The sequence below is a fragment of the Streptomyces sp. NPDC032126 genome (assembly GCF_055580085.1).
This window is the reverse complement of record NZ_JBVIMA010000005.1, coordinates 307912-324344: the sequence shown is the minus strand read 5'-3', so window position 1 is coordinate 324344 and position 16433 is coordinate 307912. Positions and strand designations below refer to the sequence as shown.

At 73.0% G+C, this 16433-nt stretch carries 15 protein-coding genes and 2 pseudogenes; 11 read left to right on the top strand and 6 right to left on the bottom strand.

Annotated features, from left to right (window positions below):
- The first annotated feature begins 4 nt into the window (after positions 1-4).
- The 6 genes from ACZ5NW_RS20940 to ACZ5NW_RS20915 all read left to right on the top strand — a co-directional run bounded on the left by ACZ5NW_RS20940 (position 5) and on the right by ACZ5NW_RS20915 (position 6041).
- Positions 5-325: an L-rhamnose mutarotase gene (locus ACZ5NW_RS20940; RefSeq protein WP_468745357.1), complete on the top strand. Its 321-nt coding sequence runs from the start codon at positions 5-7 to the stop codon at positions 323-325.
- Positions 326-342: 17 nt separating this feature from the next.
- On the top strand, positions 343-1767 hold the full coding sequence (locus ACZ5NW_RS20935) for a BNR repeat-containing protein (RefSeq protein WP_468745356.1): 1425 nt from the start codon (positions 343-345) through the stop codon (positions 1765-1767).
- An 80-nt stretch (positions 1768-1847) separates the two neighbouring features.
- The gene (locus ACZ5NW_RS20930) at positions 1848-2873 is read left to right on the top strand and encodes a LacI family DNA-binding transcriptional regulator (protein ID WP_468745355.1); all 1026 of its coding nucleotides are present in this window, start codon (positions 1848-1850) and stop codon (positions 2871-2873) included.
- 98 nt (positions 2874-2971) lie between these two features.
- Positions 2972-4273: an alpha/beta fold hydrolase gene (locus ACZ5NW_RS20925; protein WP_468745354.1), complete on the top strand. Its 1302-nt coding sequence runs from the start codon at positions 2972-2974 to the stop codon at positions 4271-4273.
- 107 nt (positions 4274-4380) lie between these two features.
- A complete protein-coding gene (locus ACZ5NW_RS20920; RefSeq protein WP_468745353.1) occupies positions 4381-5124 on the top strand; it encodes a PIG-L deacetylase family protein in 744 nt (247 codons plus the stop codon).
- Positions 5125-5135: 11 nt separating this feature from the next.
- Positions 5136-6041, top strand: a complete 906-nt coding sequence (locus tag ACZ5NW_RS20915) for a sigma-70 family RNA polymerase sigma factor (protein ID WP_468745352.1) — start codon at positions 5136-5138, stop codon at positions 6039-6041.
- A gap of 1 nt (position 6042) precedes the next feature.
- Here ACZ5NW_RS20915 and ACZ5NW_RS20910 read toward each other — a convergent pair whose 3' ends face one another.
- The gene (locus tag ACZ5NW_RS20910; protein WP_468745351.1) at positions 6043-6225 is read right to left on the bottom strand and encodes a DUF5999 family protein; all 183 of its coding nucleotides are present in this window, start codon (positions 6223-6225) and stop codon (positions 6043-6045) included.
- Positions 6226-6374: 149 nt separating this feature from the next.
- Between ACZ5NW_RS20910 and ACZ5NW_RS20905 the strand changes: the two genes are divergently transcribed.
- On the top strand, positions 6375-7211 hold the full coding sequence (locus tag ACZ5NW_RS20905; protein ID WP_468745350.1) for a pentapeptide repeat-containing protein: 837 nt from the start codon (positions 6375-6377) through the stop codon (positions 7209-7211).
- Here the strand turns inward: ACZ5NW_RS20905 and ACZ5NW_RS20900 are convergent.
- Positions 7173-8681, bottom strand: a complete 1509-nt coding sequence (locus ACZ5NW_RS20900) for a cytochrome P450 (protein ID WP_468745349.1) — start codon at positions 8679-8681, stop codon at positions 7173-7175. The two genes, ACZ5NW_RS20905 and ACZ5NW_RS20900, sit on opposite strands and share 39 nt — an antisense overlap.
- Before the next feature lie 108 nt (positions 8682-8789).
- Between ACZ5NW_RS20900 and ACZ5NW_RS20895 the strand changes: the two genes are divergently transcribed.
- Positions 8790-9395, top strand: a complete 606-nt coding sequence (locus tag ACZ5NW_RS20895) for a TetR/AcrR family transcriptional regulator (RefSeq protein ID WP_468745348.1) — start codon at positions 8790-8792, stop codon at positions 9393-9395.
- A 74-nt stretch (positions 9396-9469) separates the two neighbouring features.
- Positions 9470-10195 carry a DUF2470 domain-containing protein gene (locus ACZ5NW_RS20890; RefSeq protein WP_468745347.1) on the top strand — a complete coding sequence of 242 codons (726 nt, stop codon included), beginning with the start codon at positions 9470-9472 and terminating at the stop codon, positions 10193-10195.
- Between the two features lie 63 nt (positions 10196-10258).
- Here the strand turns inward: ACZ5NW_RS20890 and ACZ5NW_RS20885 are convergent, their stop codons facing one another.
- The 3 genes and pseudogenes from ACZ5NW_RS20885 to ACZ5NW_RS20875 form a co-directional block, all read right to left on the bottom strand.
- Positions 10259-11560, bottom strand: coding sequence for a lactonase family protein (locus ACZ5NW_RS20885; protein ID WP_468745346.1), 1302 nt, complete (start codon positions 11558-11560; stop codon positions 10259-10261).
- A gap of 211 nt (positions 11561-11771) precedes the next feature.
- Positions 11772-12817 (bottom strand): annotated as a pseudogene (locus tag ACZ5NW_RS20880) (hypothetical protein).
- Positions 12818-12895: 78 nt separating this feature from the next.
- On the bottom strand, positions 12896-14143 hold the full coding sequence (locus tag ACZ5NW_RS20875; RefSeq protein ID WP_468745345.1) for an FUSC family protein: 1248 nt from the start codon (positions 14141-14143) through the stop codon (positions 12896-12898).
- Positions 14144-14277: 134 nt separating this feature from the next.
- On the opposite strand from ACZ5NW_RS20875, the gene ACZ5NW_RS20870 reads away from it, so the two are divergent.
- Positions 14278-14874: a TIGR03086 family metal-binding protein gene (locus ACZ5NW_RS20870; RefSeq protein ID WP_468745344.1), complete on the top strand. Its 597-nt coding sequence runs from the start codon at positions 14278-14280 to the stop codon at positions 14872-14874.
- 13 nt (positions 14875-14887) lie between these two features.
- Here the strand turns inward: ACZ5NW_RS20870 and ACZ5NW_RS20865 are convergent.
- Positions 14888-15383: pseudogene (locus ACZ5NW_RS20865) on the bottom strand (FBP domain-containing protein).
- Between the two features lie 121 nt (positions 15384-15504).
- On the opposite strand from ACZ5NW_RS20865, the gene ACZ5NW_RS20860 reads away from it, so the two are divergent.
- Positions 15505-16365, top strand: coding sequence for a DUF3626 domain-containing protein (locus ACZ5NW_RS20860; RefSeq protein WP_468745641.1), 861 nt, complete (start codon positions 15505-15507; stop codon positions 16363-16365).
- The last annotated feature ends 68 nt before the right edge of the window (positions 16366-16433 follow it).

Here is a 16433-nt window from a genome sequence, read left to right as displayed (position 1 = left end):
CTTCATGCAGCGCGTCTGCTTCCTGCTCAAGGTCCGACAGGACCGCATCGCCGAGTACCGCGAACGCCACGCCGCCGTGTGGCCGGAGATGCTCGAAGCGCTCTCGGCCACCGGCTGGCACAACTACTCCCTCTTCCTGAGAGACGACGGCCTGCTCGTCGGCTATCTGGAGACCGAGGACTTCGAGGCCGCGCTCGCCGGCATGGAAGCCACCGACGTCAACGCCCGCTGGCAGGCGGAGATGGGCCCGTTCTTCGAGTCCTTGGACAGCGCCCGGCCCGACGAGGCCATGAAACCCCTCACCGAAGTGTTCCACCTGGCATGACGACGGAGCCCCCCGAGATGAGACGACGCACCCTGCTGACCGGCGCCCTCGCCGGCGCCGCGGCGACCCCCCTGCCCGCCGCGGGCACCGCCCGCGCAGCCGACCCCGGCCCCTCGGTCACCGCCCGGGGCACGACCCTGCTCGACGCGAGCGCCGTCTTCTTCGTCTCCTACGACGGCCTCGTCAACAACAACTCGTTCCAGAAGAACGGCCTGTTGACGTACCAGGGCCACCAGTACGCGACCTGGTACACCGCCACCGGCAACGCGGTCGTCGCCCGCCGCGTCCTCGGCGGCACCACCTGGTCGACCGTCACCCTCTCCCACGTCCTCAAGACCAGCGACTCCCACAACGTCATCTCCATGGGCGTCTCCCAGGTCGACGGGCGCCTGCACCTCAACATGGACTCGCACAGCGACGGCTACTTCTACGTCAAGTCCGTCGCCGGCCTCCTCGACAACCCGGCCACCACCCCCTGGACGTCGTCGGTCTTCGGCGCCGTGCGGACCACGCTCGACGGCCTCGCCCTCACCTCGCAGTTCACCTATCCCCAGTTCATCTCCACCCCCGAGGGCAGGCTCCAGCTCAGCTACCGCGTCGGCATCTCCGGCAACGGCCGCAACGCCCTCGCCGAGTACGACGGTTCGGCCTGGAAGGCGCTCGGGGAGTGGTCCGGCTCGACCGGCACCTACACCAGCTCGCACGGCACCAGCACCGCCCGCAACATGTACCTGCACGGCATCGACTACGACGTCAACGGCCGGCTGCACTCCTTCTTCACCTGGCGCGAGCAGAACGGCGCCGTCATGTGCAACAGCGGCGGCATCACCAACCACGACACCGGCTACGTCTACTCCACCGACCGGGGCCGCACCTGGCGCAACGACGCGGGCACCCTCGTCGCCACCACCGGCACCTCCGACACGGTGAACGTCACCGACGCGGGCCTGGTCGTCGACTCCCTCGACCCCGACCACTCCCTGATGAACCAGGAGAGCCAGTTCACCGACTCCGCCGGACTGCCCCACGCGATCATCAGCTACGTCCCCGGCCGCTTCGGCCAGTGCACCACGAACTACGTCGGCGACCGCACCGCCAACGGCCGCGCCTTCCATCTCCGCAAGAACGCCTCGGGCACCTGGCAGAAGACGGAGATCCCCGTCCCGCTCGGTTCCAGCCAGCGCACCAAGCTGATCCTGGACGCGTACGACAACGCCTACGCGATCTTCCCCTTCGGCCGGATCGCCGGCGCCTCGAAGGCGTCCGGATACAGCGACTGGACGCTGCTGTTCGACGGCGGCGGACTGAACGCCTTCGGCGAGGTCGTGATCGACGAACTCCGGGTCAGGGCCGACCACACCCTGTCGTTCATGTACCAGGAGAAGTCCACCGGAACCACGCCGTCGCCTCTCCACGTCGCCGACTTCGCGCTGCCCGCGTGACCCGGTCAGCGATACGGCGGCGTGACGGTAATGTGAAGCTCTCCCCGCCGTACCCCGTTCACCTGGAGGTCTGAAGCCCGATGGCCCAGTCGGTGGGTATCAAGGACGTCGCCCGCGCCGCCGGAGTCTCCGTCGGCACGGTGTCCAACGTGATCAACCGCCCGGACACCGTGGCGACCGAGACACGGGCCCGTGTCCTGTCCGCGATCGACCGGCTCGGCTACGTCCGCAGCGAGTCCGCGCGCCAGCTGCGCGCGGGGCGCAGCCGGATCATGGGCCTGCTCGTCCTCGACATGGGCAACCCCTTCTTCGTGGACGTGGCCCGTGGTGCCGAACGGGCCGCCCGGGAGGCCGGGCTCGGCGTCATGGTCTGCAACAGCGCGGAGAGCGTCGGCGAGGAGGCCGAATACCTCTCCCTCTTCGCCGAGCAGCGCGTGCGGGGCGTGCTGCTCACCCCGGCCGACGCCACCGGCCGCAACATCGACTCCTTCCGCCGCCACGGCATCCCCTTCGTGCTCGTCGACCGGGTCGCCGAGGGCACCACCGAGTGCTCGGTCTCCGTCGACGACGTCGCGGGCGGCGCGCTCGCCGTCCGCCACCTCATCGACGCCGGACACCGCTCCATCGCCTACGTCAGCGGCCCGCCCGGCTTCAACCAGGTCCGCGACCGCCGCACCGGCGCCCTGAACGCGCTCACCGAGGCGGGCCTCGGCCCCGAGCGTCTGCGCGAGCTGCCCACCGAACGCCTCGACGTGGCCGCCGGCCGCGACGCCGGCGCCCGGCTGCTCGGCCTCGCCGACCGCCCCACCGCCGTCTTCTGCGCCAACGACCTGCTCGCCCTCGGTGTCCTCCAGGCGATGTACGCGGCCGGCGTGAGCGTCCCCGACGACCTCGCCATCGTCGGCTACGACGACATCGAGTTCGCCGCCGCCGCGGCCGTCCCGCTCACCTCGGTCCGCCAGCCCGCCGTCACCCTGGGCGCCCTCGCCGCGGAACTCCTCCTGGAGGAGACCGAGGAGAGCGAGGACGGGCGCCCGCACGAGCACCGACGGGTGGTGCTCCAGCCGGAACTGGTCGTCCGACGCTCCAGCCTGTCGGCGCGCTGAGCGGCCGTTCAGTAACGGTTCATGATTCCCCGGAGTGATGGCCGCCCCCCTCTGTGCTGAACTGGGACGGCCCGCACACCCACGTCCCGGGAGCCCCGTTGACCGCGACCTACCGTCAGCCAGGCGTCGTCCTCACCGACCGCCACTTCACCGTGCCCCTCGACCACGCCGACCCGGCCGGGGAGACGATCGTGCTGTACGCCCGTGAGGTCGTCGCGAGCGACAAGGCCCACCTGGATCTGCCGTGGCTGCTCTACCTCCAGGGCGGCCCCGGCTTCGGCGCCAACCGCTTCGTCGGCCGGCAGGCCTGGCTGGGCCGCGCCCTGAAGGAGTACCGCGTCCTCCTCCTCGACCAGCGCGGCACCGGCCACTCCACCCCCGCCAACCGCCAGACCCTGCCGCTGCGCGGCGGCCCCGCCGCCCAGGCCGACTACCTCGCGCACTTCCGCGCCGACGCGATCGTCCGCGACTGCGAGCTGATCCGCCGCGAGGTCACCGGCGGCGCCCCCTGGACCGTCCTCGGCCAGAGCTTCGGCGGCTTCTGCACGGTCACCTACCTCTCCACCGCCCCCGAGGCGCTCACCGCCGCCGTGATCACCGGCGGCCTGCCCTCCCTCGACGCCCACGCCGACGACGTCTACCGCGCCGCCTACCCGCGCATCGAGCGCAAGGTCGCCGCGCACTACGCCCGCTACCCGCAGGACGTCGAGCGCGCCCGCCGCATCGCCGACCATCTGCTCACCCGGGACGTCACCCTCCCGAACGGCTACCGGCTCACGGCCGAGGCCTTCCAGTCCCTGGGCATCCTGCTCGGCGGCAGCGAGGGCAGCCACCGGCTGCACTTCCTCCTCGAAGAGGCGTTCGTGACCACCCCACGCGGCCCGGAGCTGTCCGACGCCTTCCAGGAGGAGACGCAGAGCCTGCTGTCGTACGCCGGCCACCCCCTGTACGCCCTCGTCCACGAGGCGACCTACGCCCAGGACGCCGGCCCCACCGCCTGGGCCGCCGAACGCGTCCGCCCCGAGTTCCCGCAGTTCGACGCGGCCAAGACCCTCGCGGGCGACGCGCCCCTGCTGTTCACCGGCGAGACGATCCACCCCTGGATGTTCGACTGCGACCCCGCGCTGCGCCCCTTGCGCGAGACCGCCGACCTCCTCGCCGCCCGCACCGACTGGACCCCCCTGTACGACCCGGCGCGCCTGGCGGCCAACGAGGTCCCGGTAGCGGCCGCGATCTACCACGACGACATGTACGTGGACACGGACCACTCCCTGCGAACGGCCCGAACGATCCGCGGCCTGCGCACTTGGGTGACGAACGAGTACGAACACGACGGGGTGAGGGCTGGAGGACAGCGCGTGCTGGACAGACTCTTGGCGTTGACACGCGACGAGGCTTAGAGCCCCCCGAAGGAGACGCGCCCCGAAAGGGGCGCGAGGAACTGCGCGACAAGCCCCCACCGGCCCGCAGATCACAACGGCCCCCGAGCTGGAGCTAAGGTGCGCACATGACCGAGCCGACGATCACTCAACTCGCCCCCCTGCCTGAGGATTGGCACCGAGCGCTAGCCGTCGTCGCCCACCCCGACGACCTCGAGTACGGCTGCTCCGCCGCGATCGCCGCCTGGACCGACGCCGGCCGCGAGACCGCCTACGTGCTGGCGACCCGCGGCGAGGCCGGCATCGACACCCTGGACCCCGCCCGCTGCGGCCCCTTGCGGGAGCAGGAGCAGCGGGCGAGCGCGGCCGTCGTGGGCGTGTCGAGCGTGGAGTTCCTCGACCACCGTGACGGCGTCATCGAGTACGGCACGGCCCTGCGCCGCGACATAGCCGCCGCGATCCGTCGGCACCGCCCCGAACTGGTGATCACGCTCAACCACCGGGACACCTGGGGCGGCGTCGCCTGGAACACCCCGGACCATGTGGCGGTCGGCCGGGCCACCCTCGACGCGGCCGCCGACGCGGGCAACCGCTGGATCTTCCCCGAGCTCGTCGCACAGGGCCTGGAGCCGTGGAACGGCGTGCGCTGGGTCGCCGTAGCGGGATCCGCGACCCCCACCCACGCGGTGGACGCGACGCCCGGTCTGGAGCGCGCGGTGCGGTCGCTGCTCGAACACCGCACCTATATCGAGGCGTTGACCGACGAGGAGCCCGAGCAGTATGTCAGGGGATTCCTGACCGGAGTGGCGCAGTCCGCCGGGGAGCGCTTCGGCGGTCGGCCCGCGGTCGCGTTCGAACTGTTTCCGCGCTGAGGGGGGACCACGTGGAGGACACCGACCTGCTGGCGGACCGCTTCGAGGAGCACCGCGGGCGCCTGAAGGCCGTCGCCTACCGGATGCTCGGCTCGCTCGCCGAGGCCGAGGACGCCGTCCAGGAGACCTGGCTCAAGCTCAGCCGGGCCGACACCGGTGACGTACGCAATCTGGGGGGCTGGCTGACCACGGTGATCGGCCGGGTCTGCCTGGACCTGCTCCGCTCGCGCGCCGCCCGCCGCGAGCAGCCCATGGACGACGGCCTTGACCCGCATGTGCCCGATCCGGTGATCAGCCCCCTGTCCCGGATCGACCCGGAGGCGGAGGTCCTCCAGGCCGACTCGGTGGGGCTCGCCCTGCTGATCGTGCTGGAGACCCTGGAGCCCGCCGAGCGGCTGGCGTTCGTGCTGCACGACATGTTCGCCGTGCCGTTCGACGACATCGCGCCGATCGTGGAGCGCACCCCGGCCGCCACCCGGCAGCTCGCCAGCCGGGCCCGGCGCCGGGTGCGGGGAGCCACGCCGTCGGCCGAACCCGATGTGGCCCGGCAGCGCGAGGTGGTCGACGCGTTCATGGCGGCCGCCCGCGCCGGTGACTTCGACGCGCTGCTCGCCGTGCTCGACCCGGATGTGGTGCTGCGCGCCGACTCCGGGGCGCTGGTGCGGGGCGCGGCCGCGTCGAAGGTGGTGCACGGCGCCCGTGCGGTCGCCGAACAGGCCCTGCTCTTCCGGCAGTTCGCCCCGTACGGGCGGCCGGCGCTGGTCGGCGGGGAGGTCGGTGTCCTCAACGTCGCCGAGGGCCGGCTGCTGTCCGTCATGGGCGTCACCGTGGTCGACGGCCGGATCGTCGCCCTGCACATCCTGGCCGACGAGGAGCGCCTGGCCGCTCTTCCGGTGCCGGACCTCGCCGGTCCCTGAGTCAGGCGGGGACGGCGAGCCGGCCCACGGCCCGCCCGTCGGGCAGCAGTTCACCGGTGTCGTCGAAGACGATGGTCCCGTTGCACAGCAGGCTCCAGCCCTGCTCGGGATGGGCCGACACGACGGCGGCGTCGCGGTGGTCCGGGCTGTCCGCGGGTGGGCACGCTGGCTGGTGGCTGCACATGGCCTCTCCTCGACGCGTGGCTGTCACTGCTGCCGGTCGGCTTGTCCTCAGTGATAGCGCCCTTTGTTTTCCGTTGGATGAGAGGACCCCCACAGCGCGGGAAACTCAGCGGTGAGGTCGTCGGCCGGGCATTCCGTATGCTGAACCGTATGCAAGATCAGATGGCCGGCCGGGACGACCTGCGCGGTGACTGCGGGAGCTGCTTCGGGCTCTGCTGTGTGGCCCTCCCCTTCGCCCGCTCCGCGGACTTCGCACTCGACAAGGGCGCCGGGACGCCCTGCCCCAACCTCGGGGACGACCACCGCTGCGGCATCCACGCGCGGCTGCGGCAGCGGGGCTTCACCGGCTGCACCGTCTACGACTGCTTCGGCGCCGGCCAGAAGGTCTCCCAGGTCACCTTCGGCGGCCGGGACTGGCGTACGGCACCCGCGGCCGAGGCGCGCCGCATGTTCGACGTCTTCCCGGTCGTGCGCCAGCTGCACGAACTGCTCTGGTATCTCACCGAGGCCCTCACCCTGCCCGCCGCCCGGCCGCTCCACGCCGAGCTGCGCCGCGCGCTGGACAGGACCGAGGAGCTGACCCGGCAGACCCCGGACGCGCTGGCCGACCTCGATGTCGCGGCCCACCGCCAAGACGTGAACGTCCTGCTGCTCAAGAGCAGTGAACTGGCCCGCGCCGGCATCCCGGGCAAGGGCCGGAAGAAGGAGCGCCGGGGCGCGGATCTGATGGGCGCCCGCCTCAGGGGCGCCGATCTGCGCGGCGCGAATCTGCGGGGCGCCCTGCTGATCGCCGCCGATCTCACCGGCGCCGATCTGCGCGGCGCGGATCTGATCGGGGTGGACCTGCGCGACACCGACCTCACCGACGCCGACCTGACCGGCGCGTTCTTCCTGACCCAGCCCCAGGTCAACGCGGCCCGGGGGAGTGCCGGCACGCGGCTGCCCGGCTCAGTCGCCCGCCCGGTGCACTGGACAGCGGGGCTCTGACCCGGCCGTCTCCTCTTCCTCGGCGGATCGGCGGGCCGCCGGAGCGGGGGTGCGCCGGTCCAGGTGCAGCCGCAGTCCCTCCGGCATCAGGGTGAGCCGCTCGGTCACCCGCAGCCGGTAGGCGGGGTCCGGCCGCAGCTCGTAGCGGCGCAGCAGCAGCCCGAGCACCAGCGTCGCCTCGTGCAGCGCGAACTGCCGCCCGATACAGGCCCGCGCCCCGGTCCCGAACGGCTTGAAAGTGTGCGGCGGCCGGGTACGCACGGCCGCCGCGTCGAACCGGTCGGGGTCGAAGCGCTCCGCGTCCTGGCCCCACACGTCCGGATCGCGGTGCAGCATCGCCGTCAGCACCAGCGCCCAGGCGCCCCGCCGCATCGGGTGCTCCCCGCCGAGCACGGTGTCCTCCCTGGCCTCGCGGGCGAAGGCGGGCGCCGTCGGCCACAGCCGCAGCGACTCGTCCAGGACTCGGCGGACCAGGCGCAGCCGGGCCACCTGGTCGTATCCCGGGACCTCCGCTCCGCCCCACACCCGGTCCACCTCGGCGCGGGCGCGGGCGGCGACGTCCGGGTGGCGGGAGAGGTAGTGCAGTGCGAAGGAGAGCGCGCCCGAGGTGGTCTCGTGGCCCGCGACCAGGAAGGTGATGACCTGGCGGCGCACGTTCCGCGCGGACAGCCGCTCACCCGTCTCCGGATGGGCCGTCTCCAGCATCCGGTCGAGCAGATCGCCGTTCCCGCCGCCCTCCGCGCGCCGGGCGCGCACCAACTCGTCGACGGTGCGGTTGAGGTAGGCGATGTCGGCGTCGTTCCGCCGGCGCGCGTCGCGCAGCAGGGGCAGCGCGGGCGCGGGCACGGTGTTGAGCCGTTGGGCGTAGGTCAGCGTGCCGACCATCGCGGTGACGAAGGGATGCGGCCGGGACCGCTCGAAGGATCCGAAGTCGTGCCCGAACCCGGTGCGGGCTATGGTCTCCAGCGTCAGCTTGGTCATGTCCCCGGGCACGTCCACCGACCGTCCCGCCGCCACCGCGTCGTCCCAGTGGTCGGTGAGCCGGCGCGCCGCGTCCAGCATCATCGGGTGGTACGCGGCCATGGCCTCCCGGCTGAAGCCGGGGGCCAGCACGTCATGCGCGAGCTGCCAGCTGGGCTCGTGGTTGTACGCCGTGAACAGCGCGTCCCCGACGACCGGCCGCAGATTGGCTATGCCCAGTCCCACGTGCTTGGCGAACCGGGTCTCGTCGGCGAGGTCGGCGGCCAGTCCGGCGCCCCACACGAACACGAACTCCTTACCGAACGCCCGCCGCCGGAAGATCGGTCCCAGCTGGCGGGCGTAGCGCATCGAGCCCTGGATCGGGGTCTTCCGGTTCGCGCCGACGACGTCCCCCAGCAGGGGCAGGCGGTACGGCGGGTGCGGGATGCGACGCAGTTCGGGCCAGCCCAGTTCGGCGCTGCGGAACCCCTTCGACGGCGATGCCACCATGACGCGATCTCCTTTGATCGAGCGGCGGTTCGAGCTTGTTATATGTGAGTTCAATAGGCCGCACCAGTCTGGTGCCGCTGTTGAACCGGCGTCAAGTAAGGTGCGGGTATGGCTGCGAACCAGGGTGAACGCACCCGCCGTCGGCTCAGCACGGAGGAGCGCCGGGAGCAGCTCCTGTCGGTCGGGGCGCGGCTGTTCTCGGAGAGTCCCTACGACGAGGTGTGGATCGAGCAGGTGGCCGAGATCGCCGGCGTCTCGCGCGGGCTGCTCTACCACTACTTCCCGACCAAGCGGGACTTCTTCGCGGCGGTCGTGGAGCGGGAGAGCGGGCGGATGCTGCGCATGACGGCGGCGGTGCCCGGCATCCCTGTACGCGAACAGCTCACGGCCGGACTCGACACCTACCTGGAGTACGTCCAGGCGCATGCCCACGGCTACCGGGCCTTCCATCGCGCGGACGCGGCCGGTGACCAGGCCGTGCGCCGGGTGTATCAGCGGGCGCTGGCCGCCCAGGAACGCCAGATCCTCGCCGCGCTCGCGGCGGACCCCGAGTTCGGGCCCGTCTTCGAGGAGCGGGCCGATGTGCGGCTGGCGGTGCGCGGTTGGCTGGCGTTCACCACGGCGGTGTGCCTGGAGTGGCTGCGCGGGGCCGATCTGACCAGGGAGCAGGTGCGGGAGCTGTGTGCGCGGGCCCTGCTGGGCGTCATCGCCTGACGTGGCGGCGGGCGTGGTTGGCGTGCGCCCCGATGTCCGATAGGTTAGGCAAGGCTTACCTAAGGAGGTCTGGGATGGGTGACAGGCAGGAGTGGACGGCGGCCCCGTGCGCGGCACAGCGGGCGCGGACCGTACTCGCCACCGCGTGGTCCTGCACGGTGACCGCGGACGGCGCCCGCGAGGAGTTCGTCGGCGCGCACGCCGTCGCCGAGGACGGCCGCGTCCTGCTGCGCGTGCCCGAGGACGGCGCGCTGCTCACCGCCGCGCTCTGCGCCCCGCGCGGCGAGCCCGCCGCCGTGCTGGAGTTCGCCGATGTGGCGCCCGTCCCCGTCCGGGACCGGATCCGCGCACGCCTGTGGCTGGCCGGGTGGTTCACCCCTGAGGACGACCGGCTCGCCTTCCACGCCACCCGCATGGTGCTGAAGCAGCGCTCCGGTGCCGTCGTCGTCGACCTCGACGAGTTCGCCGCCGCCGCGCCCGACCCGCTCTCCGGGGCCGAGGCCCAGCTGCTGACCCATCTCGCCGACGCCCACCCCGACGCCGTCGAGCGCCTCACCCGGCTCGTCACCCCCGACAGCCTGCACGGCGCCGTCCGCGTCCAGCCCCTCGCCGTCGACCGGCACGGACTGACCCTGCGCGTCGAACGGGCCCGCGCCCACGGCGACGTACGCCTGCCCTTCCACACGCCCGCCGACGACGTCGCCCAACTCACCGAACGCGTGCACGCCCTGCTCACCCAGGCGAGCCGCGCCGCCTGCCCGCGCGTCCTGCACTGGCAGCGCACGGACGGCGAGGGGTGAGGCGAGGGGCGAGCCGAAGCCCGCGCGCCCTATAGCGGTAGCGCGAGCCGAAGCCCGCGCGTCCTACAGTGGCAGCGCGCAGACCGCGACGGGTGAGGCGAACGGTTCGTCCGCCAGCCGCAGTTCACCGTCCTCCGCCGTGACGTGGAAGACGCTGACCGTGCTCGACCGCTGGTTCGCCGCGAACAGCAGCCGGCCGCCCGGCGCGAGGGCGATCTGGCGCGGGAAGTCGCCGGCCACCGGGACCGTCCCCAGCAGGCGCAGCCGCGCGCCGTCCGCCTCCACCGCGTACCGCGCGAGCGTGTTCGCGCCCCGGTTGGCGAGATAGGCGTGTCCCCCGTCCGGTGAGACCACCAGCTGCGCCGGGTAGTTGGTGACACCCGGGCGCGAACCCGTGGACTGCGGGGCGCCGATGGCCAGCCGGCCCGTCGAGGGATCGTAGGCGCAGACCGTGACCGTGTCGTCGGACTCGTTGGCCAGATAGGCGAACCGGCCGCCCGGATGGAAGACCAGATGGCGCGGCCCCGCGCCCGGCCGGGCGTGCGCCTGCGCGACCTCACGCAGGGTGCCGGTCCGCTCGTCCAGGCGGTAGCTGTAGACGGTGTCCGTACCCAGGTCCACGGCGAGGACATGACCGCCGTCGGGAGCGGTGACGAACTGGTGGGCGTGCGGGCCCTGTTGACCGGGGCCGGGCGCGGGCCTGCGGTGCGTCACCACGTCGGTGTGCTCACCCAGCGCCCCCGAGGCGTCGATCGGGTGCACGGCCACACTGCCGGAGCCGTAGTCGGCGCTCAGCAGCCACCGTCCCCCGGGGTGCACCGAGAGATGGCAGGGGTGCGCGCCTCCGGTGGCCCGGGTGCCGAGGATCTCGCGGTCGGCGAGCCGGACGGCGGTCACCGTGCCCCGGCTGCGCTCGTTGACCGCGTACAGGGTGCGGCCGTCGGGGTGCGCCGCGAGGTACGACGGGTCGGGGACGCCGGTGAGCGTGCCGGTGCGGGTGATCCGGCCGGAGGTCGGGTCGTAGGCGGCGATGCCGATGCCCCGGCCGCCGCCCTTGGCGGAGGTGTAGGTGCCCAGGTAGAGAGGGCGAGGGGAGGACTCCGGCGACGCGGAGGACGGCTGCGGCGCGGGAGACGTGGGGGCCGCGCCCGCAGAGCCCGGCACCGAGGGGCTGCCGGACGCCGAGCCGCCCTCCCCGCGTCGGCCCTCGCTCCCGCTCCCGTTCCCGTCACCGCATCCGGCGACGGAGACGCCCGTGGCCACCGCGGCACCGAGCGCGCCGACGAAGCGACGCCTGCTCCAGCCCCGGTGTGCCCGTGCCGCCCCGCTGCCCATGTCCGTCCCTCGGCTCGCCGCTCGTCCCATCCGCGACAGCCACCTTGACCCGTTCGGGCCCCGGAACGCAAAAGCGGCCTATCGGATGCCATCCGTCCCTGGCCGGCGCGGAGTGGCCCGGAAGGCATACGGCGCCTACCGGTCACCGTCCGCGCGGGCTGGCCTTCGGGGGGCCCGGAACGCCAAGCAGTCTGTCGGCCGCCGCCCTCCACTGGCCTGCGCGGGGACCGCCTTCAGCGGCCTACCAGTCGCCGTCCTCCACCGGCTTGCCCGGAGCGTCCTTCAGGGGGGGGTGATCTGGCCCGGTGCGGGTGGCTCCCACGGGTCGAGGTCGTCGCCGAGCCACTCGCCGACCGGCTTCACCGCGCCCAGCGTGTCCGTGGGGGCGAGATCCCGTGCGTCCTCGTCGTAGTAGTCGAACCAGGGCAGTCCCGCGCGGGTGTACGCGGCGCGGTCCACCGGCGAGGGCGGTGGGGCCTCGCCGGTGATGCGGCGCCACTCCGGGGGCGTCACCAGGTGTACGAACACCCGGCCCGCCGGCTCCTTCGCCCAGTCCTTCAGGGGCCGCTCGTCCCGGTAGACCTCCTGCCGCATCGAGCCGCCCACCCCCAGGCCCATCGCGGCGGCGGCCCGGGGCGCGGCCGGGGCGGCCCCCGGCGCGGCGGCGGCCAGGGGGGCCGGGACCGCACCGGCCACGGGCGGCGGCGCGCCGTACCCGCCGCCGAAGGCCGGCCTGGCCCGGTGCCGCTCCTGCTCACGCCACTCGGCCAGCCGGCGCTCGCTGAGCGGGAACGACTGGAGCTGGACACCGCCCCAGACCTCCTCGCCGGTGACCTGCCCCTCCACGGTCGCCCCCAGCCCCAGCGGCACGGCCACGAACTGGCGGACCGTGCCCTTGCCGGAGTTGATGCCGTCCAGCCAGGGCTGGCGGGGCAGCACCACGTAGTTCTGCGGGTGCCGGGACAGCCGGCCGCTCCACCGCTTGCCGGAGACCGCGCACACCTTGCCCACGCCGACCTGGAGCGCGGCCGGCTCGGTCGTCCCCGCGAAGCTCAGCCACATGGCCTCGCGCAGATACACCGGCAGCATCACGCCCCCGCGCGCGAGCCACTCGGCGGGCGCGGTGTCGGCGTAGTCGGAGATCCGGCGGACCGGGAACTCGCCCAGGCCCGGCGGCAGCGCATGCGTGCCCGTCTCCGGCAGCCGGAGCGTGCGCACGAAGCGCACCGCCACCCCGCCCGGCAGCCGCAGTGTGTTCCCGTCGATCCGAACGGCGCTGTCGGTCATCCCCGCGATCCCCTCCTCGTGGTGCAGGGCCCCCGTCGGGGAGGCCCGGTCGACGCCGGGCCGCACGGACCGGCGTCGTCAGAGAGAACGACCGGTGGACGCCCCGCGGTTCCGGCCGAGGCGGCCGGAAAGCATCCCCTGCAGCCGCGTCAGCCACGGCCTGCGCTCGCGCTGCTCGGCGCTGACCCGGTCCAGCTCCTCCAGGAGCCGGCGCGAGCGGTGCTCGGTGTCGAGCTCGTCGAGGATGCGGTTGACCTCGGTCAGTACGGCGCCGTGCAGCTGCCACTGGCGGGTGTCGTGCTGGAGCTGCTCCAGCAGCAGCTGGGCCAGCTTGTCGCGGGTGGTGGCCGCCTGCCGCAGCTCGGTGGTGAGCCGGGCCTCCGCCGCGTCGGCGTTGCTGCTGACGTGCGTGGTGACCAGGACCGCGAAACTGACCACCGCGTCGGCCACCTCGGTCAGCAGCTGGTCGACGGTGGCCCCGGTCTCGGCCGGGAAGAGCGGCTCGGGGTCGCGTTCCTTGGCGAGGTCGGTGAGCGAGCGGGCCAGCACGCGCAGGACGACCGTGCAGATCTCCAGCGTGTCCAGACCGGTGCGCAGCACCACCCGGTGCAGCAGACCCTCACGCACGCGTGGATTGAGCCGCAGGCTGTCCTCCGCCTGGCGCAGCGCCGCGTCGACCTCCACGATCTCGTGGTCTAGCCGGCGGGCCTCGTGCAGCTTGGCGGCGGCCTCCTCGTACCGGGTGCGGCCGGCGGCCTGCTCGCCGACGTGCAGCATCAGCTGCCGCACCCGCCGGGCCAGCCCCTCGATGGACTCGCCGGCCTCGTCCACCCATACGGGTGGCGCGAGCAGCAGGTTGCAGGCGAGTCCCACGACCGCGCCGATCAACGTTTCCACGATCCGGGCCCAGGCCGTGTCGCCGACGGTGGTGACGCCGAGCACCAGCATGGCGCTGATGGCCACCTCGGGCACGTACTCGTCGACGCGCACCAGGTGCCCCACGGCCAGCGAGGCCATGATCACCAGGGCGAGGCTCCACCAGGTCAGTCCCACCAGCTGGCTGAAGGCGATGGCGACCAGCACACCGGCCACCACGGAGTTGACCCGGCGATAGCTGTTGGTGAGCGTGGCGTACAGCGTGACCTGGACGACCAGCAGCGCGGTCAGTGGCGCGGTCAGCGGGGCCGGCTCGGGGGACAGGTGCAGGGCGACGACATACGCCACCGTCGCCGCGACAGTGGACCGCAGCGCCTGGACGACCACGGGCTCCCGGTGCCACCGCACGACCCGCGCCAGCGGCACGGCCGCCTCACGTACAACTCGCATCCCTTGGCCTGTTCCCCGTCCCCGGCGACCTCGAACGTTCCTTTGCGGACCATACCTGTCCGCAAGGGTCCGTAGATTCTTTCCAACGGCTGGAAATGCGGAACGGTCGGAAGACGACGGGGAGGAAACGCACCATGGGGAACACACGGGACATCGACGTCCTCACGCACGCGCACGCGTACCTGCGGGAGGTGGTCGCCGGGGTCCGCGAGAGCGAGTGGGGCGCACCGACGCCGTGCGACGGGTGGACGGTCCGCCAGGTCCTCAACCACGCGCGCATCGACCAGCAGGCGTACGGCCTGGTGCCGACCGGCGGCCGGCCGGACGTCGACCCGTTCAAGCCGGTCGACGCCCTCGACGGGGACCCCGTGGTCGAGCTGGAGAAGGTGCTGCGGGCGGTGGCGGACGTGTACGCCGCCTTCCCCGCCGGCGCCGAGCAGGTCTCCACCCCCCTCGGATCGCTGCCCCTGCCGATCGCCGCCGGAGCGGCGGCGCTCGACGCGGCCGTGCACGCCTGGGACATCGCCGTCGCCACCGGCCAGGACCGTCCGCTCACGCCCGAGCTGGCCGAGGCGCTCCGCCCCGCCGCCGACCAGCTGGTGGACCACCTGCGCGACGCCTACCAGGTCTTCGCGCCCGCCAGGGAGACGACCGAGGACCAGGACAGCGCGGAGACCCTGCTGGCCTTCCTGGGCCGCGACCCCCACTGGACCGGCCCCGGGGCCCGGTAGAGGCCGTCCCGCCTCACGCGTACAGCTTGTCGAGGAACGCGGACAGGTTGCCCGTCGTGCGGGCGATCTGCTCCTCCAGGGTGAGGGTCTCCTCGAAGCGCCCCCCCCGATTCCGGCACCTTCCGGCCCCGGACGTACAGCGAGCACGCGAGGTCCGTGCACATGTAGAGGCCCACCGAGTTGCCCTCGCGGCCCGCCGCCCCCGCCTTGCGGGCGGTCATCAGCGAGACCCCGCCCCCGGGGTGCGTCGTCAGGCACAGCGAGCACATGCTGCGGTGCGGGAAGCCCCGCTGGGAGGCCGGAAAACGCAGAGTGACGCCGACGAACCGCCCGTCCCGCTCGGTCACGAGGTAGCTGCGGTCGGGTGCCCCGGGATCCCGCCAGCCGAGGAAGTCGAGGTCGTCCCAGAGGCGTTCGCCGAGATCGCGCGGGACCGCCAGCCGCTTGGCCTCCCCCTGGGAGCAGTTGACGAAGGAGCCGCGGATCTCCTGCTCGGTGAGCGGGCGCATGAGGATAGCCTCCAGTGAAAGATCATCGTTCCGAAACCTAGGGGGTCTAGGTTTCGGTTTCAGCGTAGGAACACGGGGATGGGTGGGGCCAGTGGATTTCCAGGAGACGTCGTCACGCCGGGTGCGGGCGGCCGTGGAGTACGTCGGGCAGCGGGCCACCGGACCGGCCCTCGACCCGGATCTGCGCATCACCCTGAACTTCCACCCCGACCGCGCGGCCGGCGGCCTGGCGATCCTCGACGCCCTGGCCCGCGACGGCGTCTACCACTCGCAGTTCGTCACCGGCACCAGCAACGGCGGCCTCACCGCCCACCCCGGCGGCGACCGCTGGCGCTGGGAGAGCCGTATCTTCGGCGGGGCCTACGACGACGCCGACCCCGTCGAGCGGCCCGTGTACGGTGCGCTGAACTTCCGCCGCCAAGTCGTGGGCGCCGCCCCGAGGTTCGGCTCCTCGCACTTCCGGCTCACCGGCGCCGTCCTGGCCCGCGCCACCTTCTGCTATCCCGACAGCGCGGCCGAGCCCGGCGACTTCGGCACCGCGGCCCGCCTGTCCCTGATCGCCCTGGCCGAGGCGGACGAGCAGGACCCCCTCAACGACTACATCGAGGCCCAGGTGCACGGCGGCGTCGACCTCGCCCGGGACGTGGAGGCCCTCGTCCTGGACGCCTGCTACCGCGGCACCGCCGTGGAGGCCGCCGCCCGCGCCCTGCCCTGCCCCGTCGAGTGGCACCCCGGCTACCGCATCGACGTGGCCGGCCTGTATCGCCACGCCGACTACCGGGGGCGGGAGTTCGCCGACCTGGGCGCCCGTATCGCCGAGGACGGTCAGGTGGACCCGCGCATCCTCGGGAACGCCGCTCGCACCGGCCGTCATGAGCTCCAGGACCTCAAGATGGTGTGGCACACACTGGCCCGCTTCGGCGCCCCCGAGGGCGCGGGGACCGCCCGTGCCGCCCCGGCCGACCGGATCCCCGGCGCGTAGGCCGGCGTTCCGTACCCTGGACCCTGGAGCCGGTCTCTCTTGGCCCCTGGAGTCGGCCTCTCTTAGCT